We start from the raw sequence: 23,282 nt of genomic DNA on the forward strand, positions 1-23,282 counted from the left end.
TTTTTATTAAAGAACGGACTCCCTCAGTCTGCTTCACAGCCAGCTCCCTCAAAGAGGGAGCCTTGCCGCACGGTCAGCCTCCCTCACCGAGGGAGGTAGCATCGCGCAGCGATGACGGAAGGAGTTCTTTCCTAGGGATACAAAAATGTGCTTTCCACCGTGGCTGTTCCGCGATGAAAAGCACATCAATGTTACTTGTTATAATATCATATTCCGCACCCCCATGCAAGCATTACAGCCGGCACAGAGGTACAAAACTGGTAAAACTGTGGAAAATCATTTCAGCACAAGGGCATTTCCGTCGTAATCCACGGTCAGGGTGCTGCCCTCGGCATAGCGGCCCTGAATGATCGCCTTGGCGATCAAAGTCTCCACCCGGCTCTGGATGAACCGTTTGATGGGGCGGGCACCATAGACGCTGTCGTAGGCAGAATCGATGATGTAGTCCTTGGCGGCGGTGGTCACGTCCAGATTCAGATGCTTGCCCTCGTCCATGCGGCTGCGCAGGTCTGCCAGCTGCAGATCCACGATCTTGCGCATCTCGTCCTTGGTCAGGCTCTTGTAGTAGACGATCTCGTCCAGACGGTTCAGGAACTCGGGGCGGAACTTGCTCCTCAGCAGCAGGTCGATCTGATGCTTTGCCTCGTCGCTGAGTTCGTTGGTGCCCTGTGCCCGGCGCTGCTCCAGATCGTTCAGAATGATGTCACTGCCCAGATTCGAGGTCAGGATGATCACCGTGTTCTTGAAGTCCACGGTACGGCCCTGGCTGTCGGTGATGCGGCCATCGTCCAGCACCTGCAGCAGGATGTTGAACACATCGGGGTGGGCCTTTTCCACCTCATCGAACAGCACCACGCTGTAGGGTTTGCGGCGAACAGCCTCGGTCAGCTGACCGCCCTCCTCATAACCCACGTATCCCGGAGGCGCGCCGATCAGGCGGCTGACGCTGAACTTCTCCATATACTCCGTCATATCGATACGCACCATGTTGCGCTCATCGTCAAACAGAGCCTGTGCCAGCGCCTTGGCCAGCTCGGTCTTGCCCACACCGGTGGGGCCGAGGAAGAGGAAGCTGCCGATGGGGCGGTTGGGGTTGGCAATCCCGGCGCGGCTGCGCAGGATGGCCTCGCTCACCTTGGTCACGGCCTCGTCCTGACCGATGACTCTCTTGTGGAGCACATCGTCCAGATGCAGCAGCTTCTCGCGCTCACCCTCTACCAGCTTCTCCACCGGGATGCCGGTCCAGCGGGCCACGATCCGGGCAATTTCCTCGTCGGTCACGCGGTCACGCAGGAGGCTGTCCTCCTTCTTCTCGTTGGCCAGCTTTTCCTCCGCTTCCAGCTGTTTCTGCAGCTCGGGCAGCTTGCCGTATTTCAGCTCAGCAGCCTTGTTCAGGTCATACTCACGCTGGGCTTTCTCAATGGCGGCATTGGTCTGCTCGATCTGCTCACGCAGGGTCTGCACCTTGCCAATGGCGTTCTTCTCGTTTTCCCATTTTGCCTTCATGCTGCGGAACTTATCCTGCAGCTCAGCCAGTTCCTTTTCCAGCTCATGCAGGCGGCTCTGGCTCAGGGCATCGGTCTCCTTTTTCAGGCTGACCTGCTCGATCTGCAGCTGGGTGATGCGGTGGGCCAGATCATCCATCTCGCTGGGCATACTGTCCATCTCCGTCTTGATCATGGCGCAGGCTTCATCCACCAGGTCGATGGCCTTATCCGGCAGGAAACGGTCCGTGATATAGCGGTCAGAGAGGGTTGCGGCGGCGATCAGCGCATTATCGCTGATCTTCACGCCGTGGAACACCTCATAGCGCTCCTTCAGGCCACGCAGGATGGAGATGGTGTCCTCCACTGTGGGCTCATCCACCTGCACCGGCTGGAACCGGCGCTCCAGAGCGGGGTCTTTTTCGATATACTGGCGGTATTCGTCCAGCGTGGTTGCGCCGATGCAGTGCAGCTCACCCCGGGCCAGCATGGGCTTGAGCAGGTTGCCTGCATCCATAGCACCGTCGGTCTTGCCCGCACCCACGATGGTGTGCAGCTCATCAATGAAGAGGATGATCTTGCCCTCGCTCTTCTTGACCTCATTCAGGACGCTCTTCAGGCGCTCCTCAAACTCGCCGCGGTACTTTGCACCGGCCACCAGCGCACCCATGTCCAGGCTGAACACGATGCGGTCCTTCAGGTTCTCGGGCACATCGCCGCGCACGATCCGCTGGGCCAGGCCCTCGGCGATGGCGGTCTTGCCAACGCCGGGCTCACCGATCAGGCAGGGGTTGTTCTTGGTCTTACGGGACAGGATACGGATCACGTTGCGGATCTCCTGATCACGGCCGATCACGGGGTCCAGCTTCTGCTTCCGGGCCAGATCGACCAGATCCTGGCCGTACTTCTGCAGGGCGTTGTAGGTATCCTCGGGGTTGTCGTTGGTCACGCGCTGGTTGCCGCGCACGGCAGTCAGCTGCTGCAGGAACGCATCCTTCTTGATGTTGAAAGCGCGGAACAGCTCCGTGGTGTTCTGGGTCGGCTCATCCAGCAGGCCCAGGAACACATGCTCAACACTGACGTATTCGTCCTTCATGGCCTTGGCTTCCCGGGCGGCGGCGCTCAGGACTTTATCCGCTGCCTGCGAGATATAGACCTTGTCCGGGTCACGGCCGGAGCCGGACACCCGGGGCAGGGCCGACAGCTTTTCGGCCACGGCAGCGGCAAAGCTGCCCGGGTCCACGTTCAGCTTCTGCAGAAGCTGCGGGATCAGGCCCTGCTCCTGCGAAGCCAGGGCGTGCAGCAGATGCTCCGGCTCCAAAGCATTGTGCTGGTACTCCACAGCCAGCTGCTGGGCAGCCTGCAGAGCTTCCAGCGTTTTCTGCGTATATTGATTGGTATTCATAGAATCGACCTCCATTCGTACCGGAAGTGTTATTTCAGCAGTCTTTCAGATCGATTGCCATTTCATTTTTAGCACTCTATCTGTTCGACTGCTAAAACTATACTCCAAACACCCCACTTTGTCAATAGGGTTTTCGATGGTACGGCAACAATTCACAAATTGTTTGCAAAAAAGCAAAACCCTCTTCGCATGGAAGAGGGCATTGGCTATACCTTGTGATAGGACGAGACTTTTTTCCAGTTTTCCGGAAAGCCCATTAAACTGAGCAGCGCCTTTTCTGTAATCTGGGAGTTCTCCTGTACCGCCTTTTGGATCAGGGCATTCAGCTTTCGTTTATAGGCCAGAAATTCCTCTGCCGGGAGCAGGTAACGCAATGCAATGACCAACGCAAAATAATCGCGCTTGCCCTGCGTGTAAGTAGTGCCGCGTTTGGAAATTTGAAGCTTCTGATGCATGGGCAGATCCGGGATATCCTTTGTTGCACAGCGGTATGAGAACAAGCGCTCGCCGTGTGCACATCGGTTTCGATCGTCTGCCAGCACTTCCAGCAGTCTGACGAGTTGCTGCTCATTGATACCCTCAAATTCACAGCTGACCGCAGTTTGCACCTGTGGTGCCGAAAGGTCATAGAACTTGGAAAGCGTTCCAAAGGTGAGGGCATTGACCAGAACCCAGAGCGGTACATTTCCATGAACCCGCTTATAATGTTCAAGGTAAGCGTGCTGGCTTTTCCGGGTAAGAAGCGGATTCAGATGTTTATCGATCAGCACCTGAATCCCAGCCCGGCGCTTAGGCGAACTTCCATTGAAATTTCCAGCATCCAGATAGGCCGTCTGCTGGTCGCCAAAGATGTCACAGAATGCATAGCTCAGCAAAGATCGGATGTGGCGTTCGACCTGCAGAAGATAATGCAGTGTCAGCTCCCGTAGGTGCTCATCAAAATGGTAGAGCGCCACGATATCATCCAGCGTCGTGCCATCGCGGTAATTGCGGGTCGTAGGATTTTTGAACAGTTCTTTATACCCCGTGATCAGTGCGTAGTAGCCGACCCGACGCAGTTCTTCTTTTGCCTTGGCATCGTCCGGAATAATAAGCTGTTTTTCTTTTAGCTTTGCAATCTGCTGGTCATAGGTCATAAATGGCTTTGGCATAGCAGCATCCTCTTATTATAAAACGAAGGGGAGCCCCCGCAGGAGCTCCCCCGATCGCAGGCCCCACAAGCTTCTGCAATCTAATCACTGATAACAGTATAGCAAAAAAGCGCTGATATGTCAATCCTTTTCTCAGCTCACCACTGCGCTCTCCGTCAGCGCATCGGTGACGGCATCCATCAGGGCGACCATGGTGCAGTAATTCTCACCGTAGGTGCCGGTGTAGGAGGAATAGGTATCGATCTGCTCCTGGGTGGGCACAATGTCCAGTGTCTCGGCCACTGCCTGATAGAGCAGAGCCTCCTTGGAGTAGGTGGTGATGCTGTCGCTCATTCCCTCCAGCAGGTCATCGGCGTTCTCATAGCCAGCGGCGGTCTGCACAAAGCTGTCCAGATCGTAACCGTAGTAGTTGGCCATGGTGTAGTAGTAGTTCAGGCACTGGTTCACCTGATAATCGGTGACCTCCTTGGGCAGCTCCTTGAAGGTGGAGTTTGCCAGCAGGTCGTCCATGATGGCGTTCTGCAGGTTGGTGTTGTAGAGCATCTTCTGGTAGAGCGCCTTCAGCTCCTCCACGGTGTGAACATCATCGCTCTCGCCGTAGTTCTCGGCCACCCACGCGTCGGTCAGCTCGGGCAGGACCTTCTCGCTGATGTAGTTCAGGGTAACGGAGAACACAGCCTTTTTGCCGCTCAGAACAACGGTGTTGCCCTCGGAATCGGTAGAATCGCTGTATCCCTCCGGGAAGGTCACGGTGACATCAAAGGTCTCACCGGGGGTGTGGCCTACGATCTGATCCTCAAAGCCATCGATGAAAGTACCGCTGCCCAGGGTCAGGCTGTAGCCGCTGTAAGTGCCGCCGCTGAACGCAACGCCATCCACGGAACCGGCATAGTCGATGTTGACGGTATCACCGTCCGCTGCGGCACGGTCCGTCACCTGCTTCTCGGTGGCGTGGTCGCTGAGCAGGCTGTCGATCTCGCTCTGGATCTCCTCCTCGGTGGGCTCGATCTCAGAACGCTTGAAGGTAAGGCTTGCAAAGTTCTCGGGCAAGGTGACATAGTCAAGCGCCTTCACGCCCTCCCAGTAGCCGTTCTCGTCCAGACCGCTGCTGTAGGAGAAGTTCTCGTAATCGTAATCTTCCGCGCTGCCGTAAACAGCGGCGGCTGTGCTGGAAGCGGCAGAAGAAGAATCAGCGGACTTGGAGCAGCCTGCTGCGCCCAGCACCAGCGCACCGGCGCAGAGCAGGCAGACCGCCTTTGTGATGATCTTTTTCAAAATAAAGTTCCTCCTGTTGGAACACCGGCATCCCGCCGGGTTCAGATTCGGGTCGCATAGTACAGACCTTATTATAAAGGGCAAAAGTGAAAAAGAAAAGAATTTTGCAGAAATTCCACAAATAGAGCGCCGGGTTTGTCCGACTTTTGCGGGGCACCGGCCGAAAAAGCGGCTTTTCCGGTGGAAATGCCCGCGCGGTTCTGTTAAAATAAAAGAGATACGAGAAACCCCGGCCGCTCCCTTCCGTGGGAAGCGCCCGATACAAACGGAGGAACACCCCATGGATTACAACAAAGCCGCCCTTGAAATGCACGAGACCCACCACGGCAAGGTGGGCATTACCAGCAAGGTGGAGGTCAAGACCCGCGACGACCTGTCTACCGCCTACACCCCCGGCGTTGCCGAGCCCTGCCGCAAGATCAAGGAAAACCCCGACGATGTTTATAAGTACACCTTCAAGGGCAACATGGTGGCCGTTGTCTCCAACGGCACCGCCGTGCTGGGCCTGGGTGACATCGGCCCCGAGGCCGGTCTGCCTGTGATGGAGGGCAAAGCCGTGCTGTTCAAGGAGTTCGGCGGCGTGGATGCCTTCCCCATCTGTATCGATGCCCACGATGCCGCCAGCGTGATCGCGGCCTGCAAGGCCATTGCCCCCACCTTTGGCGGCATCAATCTGGAGGATATCAAGAGCCCCGAGTGCTTCGAGATCGAAGAGACGCTGGAGCGGGAGCTGGATATCCCCGTGTTCCACGATGACCAGCACGGCACCGCCATCGTGGTGACCGCTGCCCTCATCAACGCCCTGCGCGTGGTGGGCAAAAAGATGGAGGACGTGCACATCGTCCTGAACGGCCCCGGCGCTGCCGGTACTGCCATCATCAAGATGCTGATGACCGCCGGTGCCAAGGATATCGTGGCCGTGGACCAGTTCGGCACCCTGTACAAGGGCTGCAACAGCGCCGAGGCCCACAAGAACTGGCTGGGCGAAGTGACCAACCCCCGCCAGATCAAGGGCGGCCTGAAGGAAGCCATCGAGGGAGCCGACGTGTTCATCGGCGTGTCCCGCCCCGGCATCCTGACCACCGAGCTGTGCAAGACCATGAACAAGGATGCCATCGTCTTTGCCATGGCCAACCCCACCCCGGAGATCATGCCGGACGAAGCCAAGGCAGGCGGCGTGCGCGTGATGGCCACCGGCCGCAGCGACTTCCCCAACCAGGTCAACAATGTGCTCTGCTTCCCCGGCCTGTTCAAGGGAGCTTTGAGCGTCCGCGCCCGTGATATCAACGACCAGATGAAGCTGGCCGCCGCCTATGCCATCGCTGACCTGATCACCGATGCCGACCGCAGCGAGGAGAACATCATCCCCGGCGCGTTCGACCCCCGTGTGGCCGAGGCCGTGGCTGCTGCCGTGGCAAAGGCTGCCCGCGAGACCGGCGTTGCCCGCCTGTAAAGGGAGGAACACGAGATGAGGAACATCTCCGCACAAGCCATCACCGATACCGTAGCCCGGCTCTGCATCGAGGCCAACACCCGCCTGCCGCAGGATGTGCAGGCGGCGCTGGACAAGGCCCGGCAGGAAGAACCCTGGCCGCTGGCAAAGAATACCCTGGACCTGCTGTGGTCCAACCTGAGCGCCGCCAGAGAAAAAGACCTGCCCATCTGCCAGGACACCGGCATGGCCTGCGTGTTTGTGGAGCTGGGCACCGATGTCCACATCGACGGCAGCTTTGAGGCCGCCATCCACGAGGGCGTGCGCCGCGGCTACACCGACGGCTACCTGCGCAAGAGCATCGTGGCCGACCCGCTGCGCCGGGGCAACACCGGCGACAACACCCCCGCAGCCATCACCGTTCATCTGGTGGACGGCGACGGCTGCACCATCACCGTGGCCCCCAAGGGCTTTGGCAGCGAGAACATGAGCCGCATCCAGATGCTCAAGCCCGCCGACGGCGTGGAGGGCTTCCGGAAGTTCGTGCTGGAGACCGTCCAGCTGGCCGGTTCCAACCCCTGCCCGCCCATCGTGCTGGGCATCGGCGTGGGCGGCAGCTTTGACAAGGTGGCCTATCTGGCCAAGAAGGCACTGCTCCGCCCGCTGGATGTTCCCAACCCCGATCCCTACTATGCCGGTCTGGAGCGGGAGCTGCTGACCGCCATCAATGAACTGGGCATCGGCCCGCAGGGCTTTGGCGGCCAGACCACCTGTCTGGGCCTTGCCATTGAGCAGATGCCCACCCATGTGGCGGGCCTGCCCGTGGCCGTGAACGTTTCCTGCCATGTCACCCGCCGCGCGTCGGCCCGGCTGTAAGGAGGGGCTTTGCAATGGAATACAGACTGACCACCCCCTGCACCGCCCAGGATCTGGCCCCCCTCAGGGCAGGCGATACCGTATTGCTCTCCGGCGTGGTATACACCGCCCGGGATCAGGCCCACAAGCGGATGATCGAAGCACTGGATCGGGGCGAACCGCTCCCCTTCGATCTTGAGGGCAGCGCTATCTACTACGTCGGCCCCACTCCGGAGCGCCCGGGTGAGGTCATCGGCTCTGCCGGCCCCACCACCAGCGGCCGGATGGATGCCATGAGCCCCCGCCTGCTGGATCTGGGCAACAAAATTATGATCGGCAAGGGCAAGCGGGATGCCGCTGTCAAGGAAGCCGTTGTCCGCAACGGCGCGGTCTATCTGGCCGCTCTGGGCGGTGCCGGTGCCCTGATGGCCAAGAGCGTCCAGACGCTGGAGGTCATCGCCTGGCCCGACCTCGGCTGTGAAGCCGTCCGCCGCCTGACCGTGCAGGATATGCCCCTGACTGTCATCCTGGATGCCCACGGCGGAGATCTGTATCTGGAAGGCCCGGAGGCCTACCGGAACCGCTGAGGAGCAGCAGTCCCGGCTTCTGCTGAATGCTGTACATACAAAAAGGAGCTGTACCCCCACGGGAGTACAGCTCCTTTTGCATTGCATTCTTTCTGATCAGCTGCGCTTTGCCAGCAGAGCCTCGATCTTCTTGATGGGATCGATGATGCTGGAAACAGACATATCGTGGTTCAGTGCCACCACGAAGTAGGCAGCATACTTGGAGACATCCACGTCAACATACCAGTCGCGGGTCAGCAGCTCGGGCTGGCGGTAGGTCAGGTTGGTGCCCACAACGTAGTCCAGCTTGCCATCGGCAACTGCCTGATCGAACTTCTTCAGGCCGCTGGTGAACAGCGGGAAGGTCGCGTTGGCAATGATGCGGGCAGCGCCGCGCTCCTTCAGGTTGCCTGCAACCTCCAGCATGCTCTCACCGGAAGCGATGATATCGTCGGCGATGAAAACAGTCTTGCCCTCAACGGAATCGCCCAGATACTCGTGTGCCACAATGGGGTTGCGGCCGTTCACCACGCGGGTGTAATCGCGGCGCTTGTAGAACATGCCCAGGTTGCAGCCCAGCACGCTGGAGAAGTACATGTTGCGGTTCATGGCACCCTCGTCGGGGCTGACCACGATGAACTTCTCCTTATCAAAGCTGATCTCGGGATTCTTCTTCAGCAGGCTCTTGAGCACCTGATAGGTGGGCATTGCATTGTCGAAGCTGAGCAGCGGCACAGCGTTCTGAACGCGGGGATCGTGGGCATCAAAGGTGATGATGTTGCGCACGCCCATGGTCTGCAGCTCCTGCAGGGCCACAGCGCAGTCCAGGCTCTCGCGAACCACGCGGCGATGCTGGCGGCCGCCGTACAGGCTGGGCATGATAACGGACACACGGTGTGCCTTGCCGGCCACTGCCTGGATCAGGCGCTTGAGGTTGGCAAAATGGTCATCCGGGGAGAGGTGGTTCTCGTAACCGAACAGGTTGTAGGTAACGCTGTAATTGCCCGGATCGACAACGATAAAGATATCGTCGCCGCGCACAGACTCCCTGACCAGGCCCTTTGCGTCACCGCTCTGGAAGCGGGGGCACTCACAGGGGATGATAAAGCTATCCTTCTCCACGCCTGCGGACTTTGCCCATTCCACCAGATGCTGGTCGATCAGCTTGGTCAGCTCCTCTGCACCGGGGCAGGCCAGCAGACGCAGGTCTGCCACGCTGGGTTCCTGGAAAAATGCCATCGGATTGATCTCGTTGGACATACTTACAACTCCTTCAATGTTCCTGTTGTCTTGACGATGAAATCAGATGCTGAAAGCGCATATCTGTTCTTATTTTATCACAAAAAACAGATTTCGACACACCTAATTTCTGTCTTGGAGCCATTTTCTGCGGCTTGCACAGCTGTTGTTCAAAAACACGTTGGAGACTGTGAGTTTCACACAAAAAACCTTCCTTTTACCTCCCTCTTCCCTTTCCCCCTGCCTGCTGCCCGGTGGTTCCTGCGCACAAACCCACAGATTTTTCATGTTTCAGCCGGTTTGTTTTAGCAAACTTTTAGGGATTGCTTGCATCCCCCGGGAGAATGTGGTATTCTATAACAAACCGAACCGACGTGCGTTTTCAGCCCCGGGCCGGGAATCAAGAAGGCAGGAGGCCGATATCATGCAGATCCACCAATCCGCAGAAGATTATCTTGAAACGATCCTGATGCTCAACCAGAGAATGGGCCGTGTCCGTTCCATCGACGTGGTCAATGAGCTGGGCTATACCAAGGCAAGCGTGAGCATTGCCATGAAAAAGCTGCGGGAGAACGGCTATATCGCGGTGGACGGTGAGGGCAACCTGACCCTGCTGGAACCGGGCCGCGAGATCGCAGAGCGCATTTATAGCCGCCACCGCCTGCTGACTCACTTCTTTGTGCAGCTTGGCGTGGACGAGGAGGTCGCCGCCGAGGATGCCTGCAAGGCAGAGCATATCCTGAGCGAGCAGACGCTGGAAAAGATCCGCGAATATGCCCTGCTCCACGACGCGCAGGACAGCGTAAAATAACCGGAATCATCAAAAAAATGAGACTGCCAGGCCTTGGCAGTCTCATTTTTTGTCAGTAGCTGTCCAGCCCAAGGCTGACATCCAGTGCCTGGTTCACCCGGCGCTGATCCTCAGGCGTGATCTGCCCGGCCCGCTCGCGCAGGCGGTGCTTATCCAGCGTGCGGATCTGTTCCAGCAGCACCACACTGTCCTTGGCAAGGCCGGTATCTGCCGCCCGGATGTTGATATGGGTGGGCAGGCGGGCTTTGTCCAGCCGGGATGTAATGGCCGCTGCGATCACGGTGGGGCTGTGCCGGTTGCCGATCTCGTTCTGGACGATGAGCACCGGCCGGATGCCGCCCTGTTCCGAACCCACCACCGGTGAAAGATCGGCGTAAAAAACTTCTCCTCTGTGTACCTCCATGGAATCTTCCCTCCCTGATTTTGGAGGATGCGCCCGCTATGTGGTGCGTTTTGCGCATCCTCAGTCGCTCTGCCTTTAGTATGAGCCGACTGCAGGGCCGCTATGCACGCGTGGGCTTATTCCATTGTATGCAGCTGAGAAGTTCAGGTTTCCGTTTCCAGGATGCAGTACGCCATGGCCATGCCGTCTTCATGGCTCAGGGAAAGGTGTGCCCGCAGGCGGCGTGCTTCCACCCACTGGGCGCTCCGGCCGGAAAAGTGATAGGCCGGTGCCCCGCCGGGCAGGCGGACGGCTTCGATCTCGCAGAGGGAGAAGGGCTCCCGCAGACCGGTGCCCGCCGCCTTGAGGAAAGCCTCCTTGGCCGCAAAGTCCGCCGCCGCGCTGGCCACGGTATGGGCGGTGCGGCGGGCCGTGCCCTCTTCTTCTGCCAGAGGCAGGCCCAGTGCCGCCTGCTCCGCCGGGCCGAACACCCGGCGTGCAAAGACCGCGCCATGGGGGCCCAGCAGGCTCTTTTCCATCCGCGCAATGCTGCACAGGTCGCAGCCGATTCCGTAGACCATGAAAAACCTCCTGAACGGGAAAATTCGCTCCGTTCTTTTTACTCAAATTTTCAAAAATTTTTAGGCAAAGTGTGCAAATTCCAGCTTGGAATCTTGAAGTCAGCGTTCATTTCGTGTACAATGGGCTATAAGTTCCAATGACCTCTCGGAACGGAATGCGAGAGGGATACCGAAGGGGGTGCATTGCGTGGGCGACGCGACTGCTATTTTTTCGATCCACGACAAAAAGGACTACGAGATTCACGAGATCGTACAGCAGGTGTACGATGCATTAAAGGAAAAGGGCTACAATCCGGTCAATCAGCTGGTGGGCTATATCCTGTCCGAAGATCCCACCTATATCACCACATACAAGGGAGCCCGCTCCCTCATCCGCAAAGTTGACCGTGACGATCTGCTGCAGGCCATGCTCCGCAGCTACCTGAACGTCTGAGCCGCGCTTACACAAGTCCGCTGTCTCGCAGGAGGCAGCGGACTTTTTATTTTGGCCAGCAGGCAAAGATCTGGTTCACCACCGTCTCATACTCCCAGCCTTCCCGGGCCTTGCGCAGGGGCTTTTCCAGTGCGTCGGCCCCATCGAAAAGGTGGATGAGGTAAAACCAGTGGGCCTTCATCCGGCTCACGGCACAGCTGGCCATCCCAAAGGCTTCGGTGTAGCCGTGATAGAGTTCATCATGGTAGCCGCGCAGTTCTTCCCGGGAAGCGGCAGGGCCGCCCACAGCCTTGCGCAGAAGAGCAGGGTCTGCAATGAGGCCCCTGCCCACCATGATGCCCGACAGTCCCGGAAATGCCGCTTCCAGTGCCCGCAGGTCATCCGCGGTGGTCACATCGCCGTTGTAGCAGACCGGAGCAGTGCAGGCAGGCAGATAGGCAGCAAAGGCTTCCCGGTCGGCCTGGCCACGGTAGAGCTGTTTCATCACCCGGGGATGGACGGTCAGCTCGCAGAGGGGGTATTTGTTGTAAACGTTCAGGATCTCCCCGAACTCCTCCGCCCGGGCCACACCCAACCGGGTCTTGACCGACACCGACCCACCTGCCTGCGAAAAAACAGCGTCCAGAAAGGCATCCAGCTTCTGCGGGTCTCGGAGCATTCCGGAACCCTTGCCCTTGGCTGTCACGGTGCCGGAGGGACACCCGAAGTTCAGGTTGACCTCGGTATAGCCCATCCGGCGCAGTTCCCCGATCATCCAGGCCGCAAGTTCGCCGTCCTTTGCCAGCAGCTGCGGGATGACCTGCACTCCCGGGTTGGCCGCCGGTTCCAGCTCAGCCATCTTCTTTTTGATGAGCACCCGGTTCTCCGGCGGCGAGAGAAACGGCGCATAGTACCGCACCGGGGCCTTCGGTGCACCGAACCAGCGCTGGTGGGCCTGCCGCCAGACGCGGTCTGTCAGCCCCTCCATCGGGGCGGCGTAGTAGTTCATAACAGTTCTCCTTGGAATTGATGGGTTTATTGTAGCACAAAAAAAGCCGCTGCGCAAAAATTTCTGCGCAGCGGCTTTGGGGTTACAGCTTATTCAGCAAACAGCGGGGTGGACAGATAACGGTCACCGGTATCGGGCAGCAGAGCAACGATCTTCTTGCCTGCGTTCTCGGGGCGCTTTGCCAGCTCCAGCGCAGCCCAGACCGCTGCACCGGAAGAGATACCCACCAGAACGCCTTCCTTGTGGCCGATGAGGCGGCCGGTCGCAAAAGCATCCTCATTGGTCACGGTGATGATCTCATCGTAGACCTTGGTATCCAGCACATCCGGCACAAAGCCCGCGCCGATGCCCTGGATCTTGTGCGCACCTGCAACGCCCTTGCTCAGCACAGGAGAGGAGGCAGGCTCCACAGCCACGACCTTGATATTGGGGTTCTTGCTCTTGAGGTACTTGCCCACGCCGGTAACGGTGCCGCCGGTGCCAACGCCAGCCACAAAGAGATCGACCTGACCATCGGTGTCCTCCCAGATCTCAGGGCCGGTGGTCTCGATGTGTGCCTGCGGATTGGCAGGGTTCACGAACTGGCCGGGGATAAAGGCGTTGGGGATCTCCTTTGCCAGCTCATCCGCCTTGGCAATGGCACCCTTCATGCCCTTTGCGCCCTCGCTCAGGACCAGCTCTGCGCCGTAAGCCTTCATCAGCTGGCGGCGCTCCACGCTCATGGTCTCGGGCATCACGATGATGATGCGGTAGCCCTTGGCAGCGGCCACAGCGGCCAGACCAATGCCGGTGTTGCCGGAGGTAGGTTCAATGATCACGGAACCGGGCTTCAGCTTGCCGGTAGCCTCGGCATCGTCGATCATCTTCTTGGCAATGCGATCCTTGACAGAGCCGGCGGGGTTGAAGTATTCCAGCTTGGCCAGAACGGTGGCCTTCAGGTCGGCTTCCTTCTCAATATGGGTCAGCTCCAGCAGCGGAGTGTGGCCAATCAGCTGATCTGCGGAAGTGTAAATCTTGCTCATAGTAAAAGTCCTCCCTCTGCGGGCGCAGAGCCCGGGATGTTATTCTGACGCATTATATATTTCCTGTAAACCAACATGGTTTGTAGGTTTGATGGTATTATAGTCCTCTTTTCCCCCTTTGTCAATGGAAGAAACGAAAAAAGCGATTGAAAAGTTACAAACCCTGTTGTATAATAGGTTTGTTAATGAGAAGAGGACAACCCCACCATCCATGCCTGCGCATTGCCGCCCCTGACTGGGCCGCTGGCGCAAAGCGTCTGAGGGGTTGATAAGGAGAAAAGCTATGATCGTTTCAACCAAGGGCCGTTACGCACTGCGCGTAATGATCGACCTGGCCGAACACCAGGCGGAGCGGTATGTGCCGCTGAAGGAGGTCGCCGAACGGCAGGAGATCTCGGAAAAATATCTGGAAAACATCCTGAAGGTGCTGGTGCAGAACGGCTTTCTGGAAGGTCTGCGCGGCAAGGGCGGCGGCTACCGGCTGACCCGCACTCCCGACCAGTACACCGTGGCAGAGATCCTGCTGCTGACCGAGGGCAGCCTTGCCCCCGTGAGCTGCCTTGTGCCCGGTGCTCCCGCCTGCGAACGGATGCCCAACTGCCGAACCTATACGATGTGGAAGGGCCTGAACGACATGATCGCCGACTACTTTGGCAAGATCACTCTGGCCGACCTCGCCGCACCCGATCAGGCGGGGAATGATTATATCATCTAAATGACAGAAACAATACAACAGCCCTGCCGCTCGATGATGAGCAGCAGGGCTGTTGTGCTGGGCTTCATTTCGCCCTTGCATAGCGGGCAAATCATAATCGCCCATCTCACAAACCGAACAAATCGGAGTGTGTACCAGTCGCAACCAAGTACAGTTCCGTATCTGTCTGCCGATAAATCAGAATCCAATCCGGCTGTATATGGCATTCACGGCAGCCGGTATAATTGCCTGTTAAGCTGTGGTCTCGGTTCTTTTGTGGCAATGCGTCAGGCACTCGCAGTACATCAACAACTGCCTGCAGCAAATCCATTTTATAATGCCGCTTGATGCAGGTTTTATAATCTTTCTTAAACTGCGTGGAAGTGTTCAGTTTTAACACGGTTTAGCCCTCTGCCGCCAGTTGAGCGAAGAAGTCAGCGGTAGAGCCTTCAAAGTGTTCTCCCTCGCCGGTTCTAATCATGCTGTCCACTTCATCAATCGCCGCTTGTGTCTTGGCGTTGGGAATTTCTGCATCCTTGAGAGCCTTTAAGCTCTGCATATACGCCACCAGATAGATCAAATCATGATCCGGCATCTCGTCCAGCAGGGTTCTTGCCAATTCTCTTGTACTCATGTTGCACCTGTCCTTTCGTATGGATATTATGCGCATTCTTCCACGGCGGTTTTCCCCTCTGATACCGCGTGTTCTTTCAAAAACTGTTCCGCTGCCTGTTTCAGAACAGCGTTGGGGGTGGTCCCCGCTGCGGTACAGGCCTCCCGGAACTGGGCCGCAAAATCCTTACGGACCTTACAGCCCAAAATCATCATATGGGCCTTGTCCCACTTGGCATTTGCCTTTTTCTTCGCGTCAGACAGCATATTCAACCTCTTTTCCGGCGGGGCTGTTATAAAATGCCTATCCTGCCCCATAAACAATATAGCACTTTTCGTCCTTGTTGAACAGTGTAAAGCTGTACAAATTTCACGGTTCAACTCTGTCTGTTCTGTCAGCATTTTTGAGCCAATAACGCACAAAAGACGCACAAACCAGAGTTTTCAGAGCATTTATACAACAAATAAAGCCACGATACAGTCGCAATTTCCAGCGTTGTATCGCGGCTTTTTCTTATATCGGAGTGGCGAGACTCGAACTCGCGGCCTCCTGCTCCCAAAGCAGGCGCGCTACCAACTGCGCAACACCCCGTAAAAATGAATACTACCATACTATACCCTTTTTTTGTGCATTCGTCAAGTGCGCAGAATGCGGAAATCTGCCCGGGGCACCGAAAACCACCCTTACTTTGTATTTTTGCCTTGAAGCAGAGCCAAAAATGGTGTATTATAAAGTGTATTGAAAGAAAGTGTAATTCCGGGCTGCGATGCCCTGAAACCAAGGGGGAAACCACTATGGCAGATAAAAACTTTTTGACGGAGATCATCGACGCTGACCTGGCCGAGGGCAAGATCAGCGAGATCCATACCCGCTTCCCGCCGGAGCCCAACGGCTACCTGCACATCGGCAGCGCCAAGGCCATCTACATCAACTGGTCCATCGCAAACCAGTATGGCGGCAAGTTCAACCTGCGCCTGGACGACACCAACCCCGCCCGCGAAGGTGAGGAGTATGTCAACAGCATCATTGAGGATCTGCACTGGCTGGGCGCTGACCCCAACGGCGGCATCTTCTATGGCAGCGATTACTTTGACAAGTGCTACGAGTACGCCGAGAAGCTCATCTTGGAGGGCAAGGCCTACGTGGACGACCTGACCCGTGACGAGATGCGCGAGTACCGTGGTGCCGATGCCGGCAAGCCCAGCCGTCCCTCTCCGTGGCGTGACCGCACCCCGGAGGAGAATCTGGACCTGTTCCGCCGGATGCGTGCCGGTGAGTTCCAGGAGGGTGAAAAGACTCTGCGTGCCAAGATCGACCTGGCCAGCCCCAACATGAACATGCGTGACCCGGCCATCTACCGCATCAAGTATGCTGAACACCACCGCCAGGGCAATAAGTGGTGCATCTACCCCATGTACGATTTTGCGCATCCCATCCAGGATGCCATTGAGGGCATCACCCACAGCATGTGCAGCCTGGAGTTCGAGAATCATCGTCCCCTGTACAACTGGGTCATCGAGAATATCTTTGGCACCGAGTTCCCCAAGCAGCGCGAGTTCGCCCGCCTGAACATGACCAACACCGTGATGAGCAAGCGCTACCTGCGCGAGCTGGTGGAAATGGGCATCGTGGACGGCTGGGATGATCCCCGGATGCCGACCCTGTGCGGCCTGCGCCGCCGCGGCTACACCCCCACCTCCATCTTCACCTTTGTCCGGGAGGCCGGCATCTCCAAGTCCGACAACCTGATCGACATGCGTCAGCTGGAAGCCTGCATCCGCAGTGAGCTGGACCTGACCGCCCAGCGCCGGATCGCCGTACTGGACCCTGTGAAGCTGGTCGTGGACAACTACCCCGCCGACAAGACTGAATTCTTTGAGGTAGCCAACAACCCCAACCGCGAAGCCAACGATGCCTCCACCCGCAAGGTCGCCTTTACCCGCGAGCTGTGGATCGAGAGCGAGGACTTTGCTGAGGTACCGCCCCCGAAGTTCAAGCGTCTGACCATTGGCGGCGAGGTTCGTCTGATGGGCGCTTACATCGTCAAGTGCGAGAGCGTGGAGAAGAACCCCGACGGCAGCATCGCCGCCATCCACTGCACCGCCGACCTTGAGACCGGCAACGGCAACCCCACCGATGGCCGCAAGGTCAAGGGCACCATCCACTGGGTCAGCGCTGACCACGCTGTGGATGCTGAAGTCCGCCTGTACGACAAGCTGTTTACCGAGGCCAACATGAACGCCATCCCCGAGGGCAGCGACTACAAGGATTACCTGAACCCCGAGAGCGTTGTGGTGCGCAAGGGCTGCAAGCTGGAAGAGAGCCTGAAGGCTGCCAAGCCCGGCGAGAAGTTCCAGTTTGTCCGCACCGGCTTCTTCACCCCGGACAGCAAGAACCCCGGCGTGTACAACCGCGTGGTCACTCTGCGCGACAGCTTCAAGCCTGCAAAGTAAATCCTTTCAAAGGAGTACAAACAGATGAAAAAGCATCTGATCCGGAATGCGATCCTGATGGCTGTTGCCACCCTCATCATGGGTGTGTTCCTCAGCCTGTATATTGCCAATACCGGCACGGTTCCAGCTGCCGACAATGCGGCCGCCTCTACCGCTTCTTCACAGGCCGCACAGTAACCGCATCCCTCCCAACTGCTGCACGGCTCTGCCCGTGCAGCAGTTTTTTTGTTAGGAGACCCTATGTTTATCGATATCATCCCGTTACAGAAGAACACCGCCCGCCTGACCCGTGTTTACGGCGACGCGCCCTGTGCGGCCCTTCCCGCAAGCGTACCGGGCCCGGAGGGCGGGGTGCTGGCCATCACCGAGCTGGGGGACTACTGCTTCTCCGAGAAGCCCAGAAGCCTGCCCGGGGCCGATGCGCTCTGCCGCTATGAAGTCGGCCCGGACGGCACCTGCACCCTTGTGCAGGCCTTTGGCCGCGACCTGACCGGACGGCATGGCCGCTATGACCTTGACTTCGGGGAAGGGGCTGCTGCCCCGGAGGAGCTGCACCCGGTGTGCGGCAATTTCGTGGAGGAGATCATCCTGCCGGACAGCCTGCAGGTCATCGGCAGCTGCGCCTTTTACAACTGCCGCAGGCTGCGGCGGCTCAGTGTGGGAGCCGGAGATCTGACCGTGGGCAGCGACGTGTTCCTGAACTGCTTTGCGCTGGCAGACCTTCTTGTCCGGGCCGCTCCTGAGGAAAAGACCGGCCTGTTCGCCCTTGTGAACAACATCACCGAGGCCGTGCGGGCACTGTTCTGGCTCCCGGGTGAGGCACGTCCCCGGGCAGGGCTATGGTACCCCGCCTACTGGGAGGACGTAGAGGAAAGCCCCGCCCACATCCTGCTTCACACCTTTTCGGGGCAGGGATATCATTACAGACAGTGTTTTCTGGATGGAAAAATCCTTTCCGCAGAATATGATGCCATCTTCCCCGACGGCCACGCTGCTGAGGATCAGGGCGTGGCGGCCATGCTCTGCTTCGACCGCCTGCGTTGGCCATGGAACCTGACCGAAAAGGCAAAGGCCCCCTACCGTGAATTTCTGGCCTCTCACACCGGCCTTGTGCTCCAGCGCCTGCTGAAGGCACAGGATACCGACAGCATAAAGGATCTGCTGGCGCTGGATGTGCTGGATGCTGCTGCCTTTGCTGAGGGCACGGCGCTTGCCGCCAAGGCAGACAACGCAGCTGCCGCGGCATTGCTAATGGATGCAGAACATCAAAAACAGAAAAAGCAACCTAAAAAAGAGCGTTACAGCTTTGACTTTTAACTGCTTCTCTGTACAACCTCTCAGTCTCGCATCCGCTCGACAGCTCCCCTAGTAGGGGAGCCCCTGGCGAAGAGACAGAGCTTTGCGTTGTGCCAAGGCCTCGCCTACTAGGAGAGGTGGCATTGCGAAGCAATGACGGAGAGGTTGGACGAAGGAAATCTTTCCCTAGGAGGTGAATTTTTTGCCCAAAGAAAAATTCTTCGACCCCCGCAAGCCCTTTGCATCCAAACGGCCAGAGACCCACGAGGAGTGGCAGGCCCGGATGGGCGGCGAGGTGCTGGCTGTGGTGCGCAGCGGGCTGTACCTCGACTTCCGCTTTCTGGATATGGCGCTCAGTGCCCTGGCCCCGGTACCGGACGAGCGGTGCGGCGTGCTGGCCACAGACGGCGTGAACCTCTATTATCAGCCCAGCGCCCTGCTGCGGCTCTACCAGGAGAACCCAAAATATCTCAATCGGTTGTATCTGCACACGGTATTCCACTGCGTATTCCGGCATCTCTGGCTCAAGGGCAAGCGGGATGCCCGGCTGTGGAATCTGGCCTGCGATATCGCCGTGGAGAATGTGCTGGACAGCCTGAATCGTTCCAGTGTCAAGCGCCCGCTGACCTGGGTGCGCCAGAACGCCTACGCCGCCATTACCGCGGAGGGCAGGGTGGTGGCCGCTGCCCCGGCTTACCGATGGCTGGCGGGCCAGACCCCCGGCATTCTGCGCCAGCTGGAGCGGGAATTCTACACCGATGACCACCGCCTGTGGCCCAAGGATGCCCCCGAGCAGCCCCAGCAGATGCCCACGCCCCTGCCCCAGAAGACGTGGCAGAAGATCGGTGAGCGGATGCAGACCGAGCTGGACCTGCGGGACAAGGAAGCCGGTGACGGTGCCGACGCCCTGAAGCAGCAGGTCAAGGCCGCCAATCGCAGCCGCCGGAGCTATCAGGATTTCCTGCGGCGGTTCTGCGTGACCCGGGAGGAGGTCCACCTCGATCCGGATGAGTTCGACCTGAACTTCTACACCTACGGCCTGTCGGTCTACGGTAACATGCCCCTGATCGAGCCCCTGGAGACCCGGGAAAGCAAGAAGATCGAGGAGCTGGCGCTGGTCATTGATACCAGCTACTCCACCTCCGGCGAGCTGGTACGGGCCTTTCTGGCCGAAACCTACACCCTGCTGAAAGGGCGGGAGAACTTCTTCCACCGGATGAACCTGCATCTCATTCAGGCAGACAACGCCATCCGGCAGGATCTGCTCATCCGTAACGAAGACGAGCTCATCCATGCCATGAACCACTTTGAGCTGCGGGGCGGCGGCGGCACCGATTTCCGGCCTGCCTTTGAATATGTGAACCAACTCTGCGCCGAGAAGAAGTTCTCCAACCTGCGGGGCCTGCTCTATTTTACCGATGGCATGGGCACCTACCCGGCCCGCCGCCCGGCCTACGACACCGCGTTCCTGTTCCTGGGTGAAAAATTCGATGATGCCAACGTTCCCCCCTGGGCCATGAAGGTGGTTCTGGATGAGGATGAATTTTCAGGGCCAACGGCCCGGGCCGCATCGGCACTGGCCGACGCGCTGGCCGAAGAGGACGACCCTTACCGTGAATTGAACAACTCGTGAGGATGTGAACTTATGAATATCAAACGCGCCAAAGAAGAGATCGAACACACTGTCAAAGCCTACCTGGCCAAGGACCCATTGGGTGAGTATGCCATCCCCTCCATCCGGCAGCGCCCCATCCTGCTGATGGGCCCTCCGGGCATCGGCAAGACCCAGATCATGGAGCAGGCCGCCCGGGAGTGCGGCGTGGCACTGGTGGCCTACACCATCACCCACCACACCCGCCAGAGCGCCGTGGGCCTGCCCTTCATCCGGCAGCGCCATTATGGCGACAAGGATGTCTCTGTGACCGAATACACCATGAGCGAGATTATTTCCAGTGTCTACGCCAAGATGGAAGCCACCGGCCTGAAAGAGGGCATCCTCTTCATCGACGAAATCAACTGCGTTTCCGAGACGCTGGCCCCCACCATGCTGCAATTCCTGCAGTGCAAGACCTTCGGCAACCAGGCTGTGCCTGCCGGCTGGGTCATCGTGGCGGCAGGCAACCCGCCGGAGTATAACAAATCCGTCCGCGATTTCGATATCGTCACACTGGATCGTGTCCGTCGGATGGACATTGAGCCCGACCTGCAGGTATGGAAGGATTACGCCCGCACAGCCCACATCCACAGTGCCATCCTGAGCTACCTTGATCTGCATCCCCAGAACTTCTACCAGATCAACGCCGACGTGGACGGCACACAGTTCGTCACTGCCCGCGGCTGGGAGGATCTGTCCAACCTGCTGGACACCTATGAATCGCTGGACCTGCAGGCAGATGAAGCACTCATCCGGCAGTATCTCCAGCACCAGAAGATCGCAGAGGACTTCTCTGCCTATCTTGATCTCTATTATAAGTATCGTGACGACTACGGCGTAGAGGAGATTCTGGCCGGTCAGGTCAAGCCGGCCGTTTATGCCCGCCTGCTCAATGCACCGTTTGATGAACGGCTCTCGCTGGTCAGTCTGATCCTGTCCGGTCTGAACACCCGGTTCACTGCTTCCCGGCAGGCCGATGCCGTCGCCGATGCCTGCTACGCCTTCCTGCGGGAGGCCAAACAGGGCTTTTCCACCCTGCCTGCGGACATCCCGGATGGGGAGCTTACCCTGTTCGGTCAGATGGTCACGGACTATGATGCCGAGACCCAGCGCCAGCGTGCCGCCGGTCTGCTGGGCCATGACGCGCTGAATACCCGCCTGCAGGTGTATGCCGCCCTCCGCAGCTGGGATGCGGAACTGCGCCGCGCCAATGCTGTAAGCACACAGCCCGCCTTTGACCTCCTGCGCACACAGTTCCAGTCCCTTGCCGAGGCCCGGGATCAGGCACAGGAAGCCGCCAGCGCCGCGCTGGAAGCTGCATTTGACTTTATGGAGAACGCCTTTGCCGAAAGCCAGGAGATGGTGGTGTTCGTCACGGAGCTGACCTTGAACCCCGCTTCCCATGCCTTCATCACCGAAAATGGCTGTGACCGCTATTTCCGGTACAACAAAGACCTGCTGCTCGATCACCGCAAGGCCGCGCTGCAGCAGGAGCTTGCCGCCGAAGCCCGCCGCCACGGAGGGCAGTAAGCACCCATCATCTATGAGAAAAGAAGCGCCTCATCCGGGAGAGGATGAAGCGCTTCTGTACTTTGTTCAGATCAGGGATGAGCTCGTTTTCCACGGTCCGACAGACGTGCATCATAAGGAGGATTCAGATACGTTCTCTCAAGCGTTCATCTTTGCCATACTTCCAAAATTTTATGCCATACAACCCCGCACCCAGCAGGAGGCTGAAAAGGGCATAAGGCAAAATCGGCAGGCGCAGCAAAACAAAAGCTCCAGCGATCCGTGTAAAAAATGCACCTGTTGCATACAGCACTGCAATATAAAGCACCAGCCAACCGCAGTATTTCAGACGATGCTTGCTTGGCGGAAACCCCGCCTGCTCCATCATCTTCCGGAATAGCCAGCAAAAAGCAGTTATGCAGACCACAAGCTGCACCAAATACCCAAGTGAGAGTTCAAACACCCAGTCCGGAACCACCGGATACAGCAGCAGACCCCCTATCCCCCAGCCAAAGAAGAAATACAATGGTGCCACAAACCAGAAATAATCTCCAGTCCTCAAAGTTTTAAGGCTTGACTTAACCTCCTCAGCAAAGGTTTTTGCATCCTCAATCACGTTGAATAGTTCCTGCCCATTCTCATTGGCCTGCACCGCCATATCGATCAGGTCACTGTATATCAGCTCTACGCCGCACTCATCCCAACTGGTACGCCGCAGATATCGAATAACCTCTCTGATTTGCTCCTGGCTTTTGCTGTTGAGCAGTTTTACGCGCAGACGGTTCGCTCTTCGCATGGTAAAATAGTTGTTCATCTTCTATCCTCCCGAAAAATCTTTTCTACCAAACCGCACAGTCGGTTCCATTCCTGTTGAAAATCCAAAAGAGAATCCGTCCCCCTTTCGGTGATCACATAGTACTTCCGGCTTGGTCCCTTGGGAGAAGGTCGCCGCTCCACTGTCACCTTCTCCTGCTGCTCCAAGCGTAAAAGCAGCGGATACAGCGTGCTTTCGCTGATCTCTGCAAAACCGACCTGTTTTAACTGCATCACTATTTCATAGCCATAGGTTGGTTCTTTTTCAATCAGCCGCAGCACGCAATATTCCAATACACCCTTTAGCAGCTGTGCATTATTTTCCATTCAACTTCCTCCTTTCCACCTACTATGTAATGCGTTGTAGCTTATCTATATTGTATTACATAGTAGCCAGTTTGTCAAGTAGCACGCTTTGCGCGGTTTGAACAAACTGTATCTTCGCATTTCGGTAATACACAACAAAAAAGCCCTGAGACTTTCATCTCAGAGCTTTCACTTAAGTCGGCGACTACCTATTTTCACGCGCCGTTTCCAGCGAACTATCTTGGGCACGAGTGAGCTTAACTTCTGTGTTCGGAATGGGAACAGGTGGAACCTCACCGTCATCGTCACCGACCAATATG

The 23,282-nt window shown here is 57.8% G+C and carries 24 protein-coding genes, 1 tRNA gene and 1 rRNA gene; 11 read left to right on the plus strand and 15 right to left on the minus strand.

Annotated elements, in window-relative coordinates:
- Positions 1-276: 276 nt before the first annotated feature.
- The 3 genes from clpB to P0G09_RS15025 form a co-directional block, all read right to left on the minus strand.
- A complete protein-coding gene (gene clpB, locus P0G09_RS15015; protein ID WP_275253055.1) occupies positions 277-2,889 on the minus strand; it encodes an ATP-dependent chaperone ClpB in 2,613 nt (870 codons plus the stop codon).
- Positions 2,890-3,095: 206 nt separating this feature from the next.
- Complete coding sequence (locus tag P0G09_RS15020) at positions 3,096-4,025, minus strand: Abi family protein (protein ID WP_227611987.1); 930 nt, start codon at positions 4,023-4,025, stop codon at positions 3,096-3,098.
- Between the two features lie 147 nt (positions 4,026-4,172).
- Positions 4,173-5,315, minus strand: a complete 1,143-nt coding sequence (locus P0G09_RS15025) for a trigger factor (RefSeq protein WP_275253056.1) — start codon at positions 5,313-5,315, stop codon at positions 4,173-4,175.
- A gap of 280 nt (positions 5,316-5,595) precedes the next feature.
- Here P0G09_RS15025 and P0G09_RS15030 point away from each other — a divergent pair, with 280 nt between their 5' ends.
- From P0G09_RS15030 to P0G09_RS15040, 3 genes are read left to right on the plus strand one after another with little or no spacing between them, the layout of a single operon-like run.
- Positions 5,596-6,768 (plus strand): malic enzyme-like NAD(P)-binding protein, encoded by a 1,173-nt coding sequence (locus tag P0G09_RS15030; RefSeq protein WP_098923223.1) that lies wholly within the window; start codon positions 5,596-5,598, stop codon positions 6,766-6,768.
- Positions 6,769-6,783: 15 nt separating this feature from the next.
- Positions 6,784-7,623: a fumarate hydratase gene (locus tag P0G09_RS15035; protein WP_098923225.1), complete on the plus strand. Its 840-nt coding sequence runs from the start codon at positions 6,784-6,786 to the stop codon at positions 7,621-7,623.
- 14 nt (positions 7,624-7,637) lie between these two features.
- Positions 7,638-8,189, plus strand: coding sequence for a Fe-S-containing hydro-lyase (locus P0G09_RS15040; RefSeq protein ID WP_005936462.1), 552 nt, complete (start codon positions 7,638-7,640; stop codon positions 8,187-8,189).
- A gap of 96 nt (positions 8,190-8,285) precedes the next feature.
- On the opposite strand, the gene P0G09_RS15045 is transcribed toward P0G09_RS15040, so the two are convergent.
- On the minus strand, positions 8,286-9,428 hold the full coding sequence (locus tag P0G09_RS15045; protein WP_215666469.1) for a ribose-phosphate pyrophosphokinase: 1,143 nt from the start codon (positions 9,426-9,428) through the stop codon (positions 8,286-8,288).
- A gap of 403 nt (positions 9,429-9,831) precedes the next feature.
- Between P0G09_RS15045 and P0G09_RS15050 the strand changes: the two genes are divergently transcribed.
- Positions 9,832-10,218: a metal-dependent transcriptional regulator gene (locus P0G09_RS15050; protein ID WP_035395062.1), complete on the plus strand. Its 387-nt coding sequence runs from the start codon at positions 9,832-9,834 to the stop codon at positions 10,216-10,218.
- A gap of 52 nt (positions 10,219-10,270) precedes the next feature.
- Here the strand turns inward: P0G09_RS15050 and P0G09_RS15055 are convergent, their stop codons facing one another.
- Positions 10,271-10,621: a type II toxin-antitoxin system PemK/MazF family toxin gene (locus P0G09_RS15055; RefSeq protein ID WP_005936458.1), complete on the minus strand. Its 351-nt coding sequence runs from the start codon at positions 10,619-10,621 to the stop codon at positions 10,271-10,273.
- A 143-nt stretch (positions 10,622-10,764) separates the two neighbouring features.
- Positions 10,765-11,181, minus strand: a complete 417-nt coding sequence (locus P0G09_RS15060; protein ID WP_117506159.1) for a holo-ACP synthase — start codon at positions 11,179-11,181, stop codon at positions 10,765-10,767.
- A gap of 187 nt (positions 11,182-11,368) precedes the next feature.
- Here P0G09_RS15060 and P0G09_RS15065 point away from each other — a divergent pair, with 187 nt between their 5' ends.
- Entirely contained in the window at positions 11,369-11,614 is a 246-nt protein-coding gene (locus P0G09_RS15065) for an IreB family regulatory phosphoprotein (RefSeq protein WP_005936452.1), read from the plus strand.
- 46 nt (positions 11,615-11,660) lie between these two features.
- Here the strand turns inward: P0G09_RS15065 and P0G09_RS15070 are convergent, their stop codons facing one another.
- Together P0G09_RS15070 and cysK are read right to left on the minus strand one after the other, a co-directional pair.
- Positions 11,661-12,602, minus strand: a complete 942-nt coding sequence (locus P0G09_RS15070) for a tRNA-dihydrouridine synthase family protein (RefSeq protein WP_275253057.1) — start codon at positions 12,600-12,602, stop codon at positions 11,661-11,663.
- A gap of 89 nt (positions 12,603-12,691) precedes the next feature.
- A complete protein-coding gene (gene cysK, locus P0G09_RS15075) occupies positions 12,692-13,624 on the minus strand; it encodes a cysteine synthase A (RefSeq protein ID WP_275253058.1) in 933 nt (310 codons plus the stop codon).
- A 283-nt stretch (positions 13,625-13,907) separates the two neighbouring features.
- Here cysK and P0G09_RS15080 point away from each other — a divergent pair, with 283 nt between their 5' ends.
- Entirely contained in the window at positions 13,908-14,339 is a 432-nt protein-coding gene (locus tag P0G09_RS15080; RefSeq protein WP_117477394.1) for an RrF2 family transcriptional regulator, read from the plus strand.
- A gap of 106 nt (positions 14,340-14,445) precedes the next feature.
- Here P0G09_RS15080 and P0G09_RS15085 read toward each other — a convergent pair whose 3' ends face one another.
- The 4 genes from P0G09_RS15085 to P0G09_RS15100 all read right to left on the minus strand — a co-directional run bounded on the left by P0G09_RS15085 (position 14,446) and on the right by P0G09_RS15100 (position 15,522).
- Positions 14,446-14,718 carry a type II toxin-antitoxin system YafQ family toxin gene (locus tag P0G09_RS15085; RefSeq protein WP_117536023.1) on the minus strand — a complete coding sequence of 91 codons (273 nt, stop codon included), beginning with the start codon at positions 14,716-14,718 and terminating at the stop codon, positions 14,446-14,448.
- A 3-nt stretch (positions 14,719-14,721) separates the two neighbouring features.
- Positions 14,722-14,952 (minus strand): hypothetical protein, encoded by a 231-nt coding sequence (locus P0G09_RS15090; protein ID WP_156060035.1) that lies wholly within the window; start codon positions 14,950-14,952, stop codon positions 14,722-14,724.
- A 26-nt stretch (positions 14,953-14,978) separates the two neighbouring features.
- On the minus strand, positions 14,979-15,197 hold the full coding sequence (locus P0G09_RS15095; RefSeq protein WP_117477396.1) for a hypothetical protein: 219 nt from the start codon (positions 15,195-15,197) through the stop codon (positions 14,979-14,981).
- Between the two features lie 252 nt (positions 15,198-15,449).
- Positions 15,450-15,522 (minus strand) — tRNA-Pro (locus P0G09_RS15100).
- Positions 15,523-15,725: 203 nt separating this feature from the next.
- Here P0G09_RS15100 and P0G09_RS15105 point away from each other — a divergent pair.
- The 5 genes from P0G09_RS15105 to P0G09_RS15125 all read left to right on the plus strand — a co-directional run bounded on the left by P0G09_RS15105 (position 15,726) and on the right by P0G09_RS15125 (position 21,864).
- On the plus strand, positions 15,726-17,384 hold the full coding sequence (locus P0G09_RS15105) for a glutamine--tRNA ligase/YqeY domain fusion protein (protein WP_275253059.1): 1,659 nt from the start codon (positions 15,726-15,728) through the stop codon (positions 17,382-17,384).
- A gap of 24 nt (positions 17,385-17,408) precedes the next feature.
- Positions 17,409-17,561: a hypothetical protein gene (locus P0G09_RS15110; RefSeq protein ID WP_005936439.1), complete on the plus strand. Its 153-nt coding sequence runs from the start codon at positions 17,409-17,411 to the stop codon at positions 17,559-17,561.
- 63 nt (positions 17,562-17,624) lie between these two features.
- Positions 17,625-18,701 carry a leucine-rich repeat protein gene (locus P0G09_RS15115; RefSeq protein WP_275253060.1) on the plus strand — a complete coding sequence of 359 codons (1,077 nt, stop codon included), beginning with the start codon at positions 17,625-17,627 and terminating at the stop codon, positions 18,699-18,701.
- A gap of 172 nt (positions 18,702-18,873) precedes the next feature.
- A complete protein-coding gene (locus tag P0G09_RS15120; RefSeq protein ID WP_342760538.1) occupies positions 18,874-20,313 on the plus strand; it encodes a VWA-like domain-containing protein in 1,440 nt (479 codons plus the stop codon).
- A 12-nt stretch (positions 20,314-20,325) separates the two neighbouring features.
- Entirely contained in the window at positions 20,326-21,864 is a 1,539-nt protein-coding gene (locus tag P0G09_RS15125) for an AAA family ATPase (RefSeq protein WP_275253062.1), read from the plus strand.
- Between the two features lie 124 nt (positions 21,865-21,988).
- Here the strand turns inward: P0G09_RS15125 and P0G09_RS15130 are convergent, their stop codons facing one another.
- The 3 genes from P0G09_RS15130 to rrf all read right to left on the minus strand — a co-directional run bounded on the left by P0G09_RS15130 (position 21,989) and on the right by rrf (position 23,275).
- Positions 21,989-22,657, minus strand: coding sequence for a hypothetical protein (locus P0G09_RS15130; protein WP_275253063.1), 669 nt, complete (start codon positions 22,655-22,657; stop codon positions 21,989-21,991).
- Positions 22,654-22,983 carry a PadR family transcriptional regulator gene (locus P0G09_RS15135; RefSeq protein WP_005936428.1) on the minus strand — a complete coding sequence of 110 codons (330 nt, stop codon included), beginning with the start codon at positions 22,981-22,983 and terminating at the stop codon, positions 22,654-22,656. Before P0G09_RS15135 ends, P0G09_RS15130 begins: the two co-directional genes overlap by 4 nt.
- A gap of 175 nt (positions 22,984-23,158) precedes the next feature.
- Positions 23,159-23,275, minus strand: a 5S ribosomal RNA gene (gene rrf, locus P0G09_RS15140).
- Between the last annotated feature and the right edge of the window lie 7 nt (positions 23,276-23,282).

Origin of the sequence: Faecalibacterium sp. DFI.5.82, from assembly GCF_029076575.1 — a bacterium.
Taxonomy (GTDB): Bacteria; Bacillota; Clostridia; order Oscillospirales; family Ruminococcaceae; genus Faecalibacterium; species Faecalibacterium duncaniae.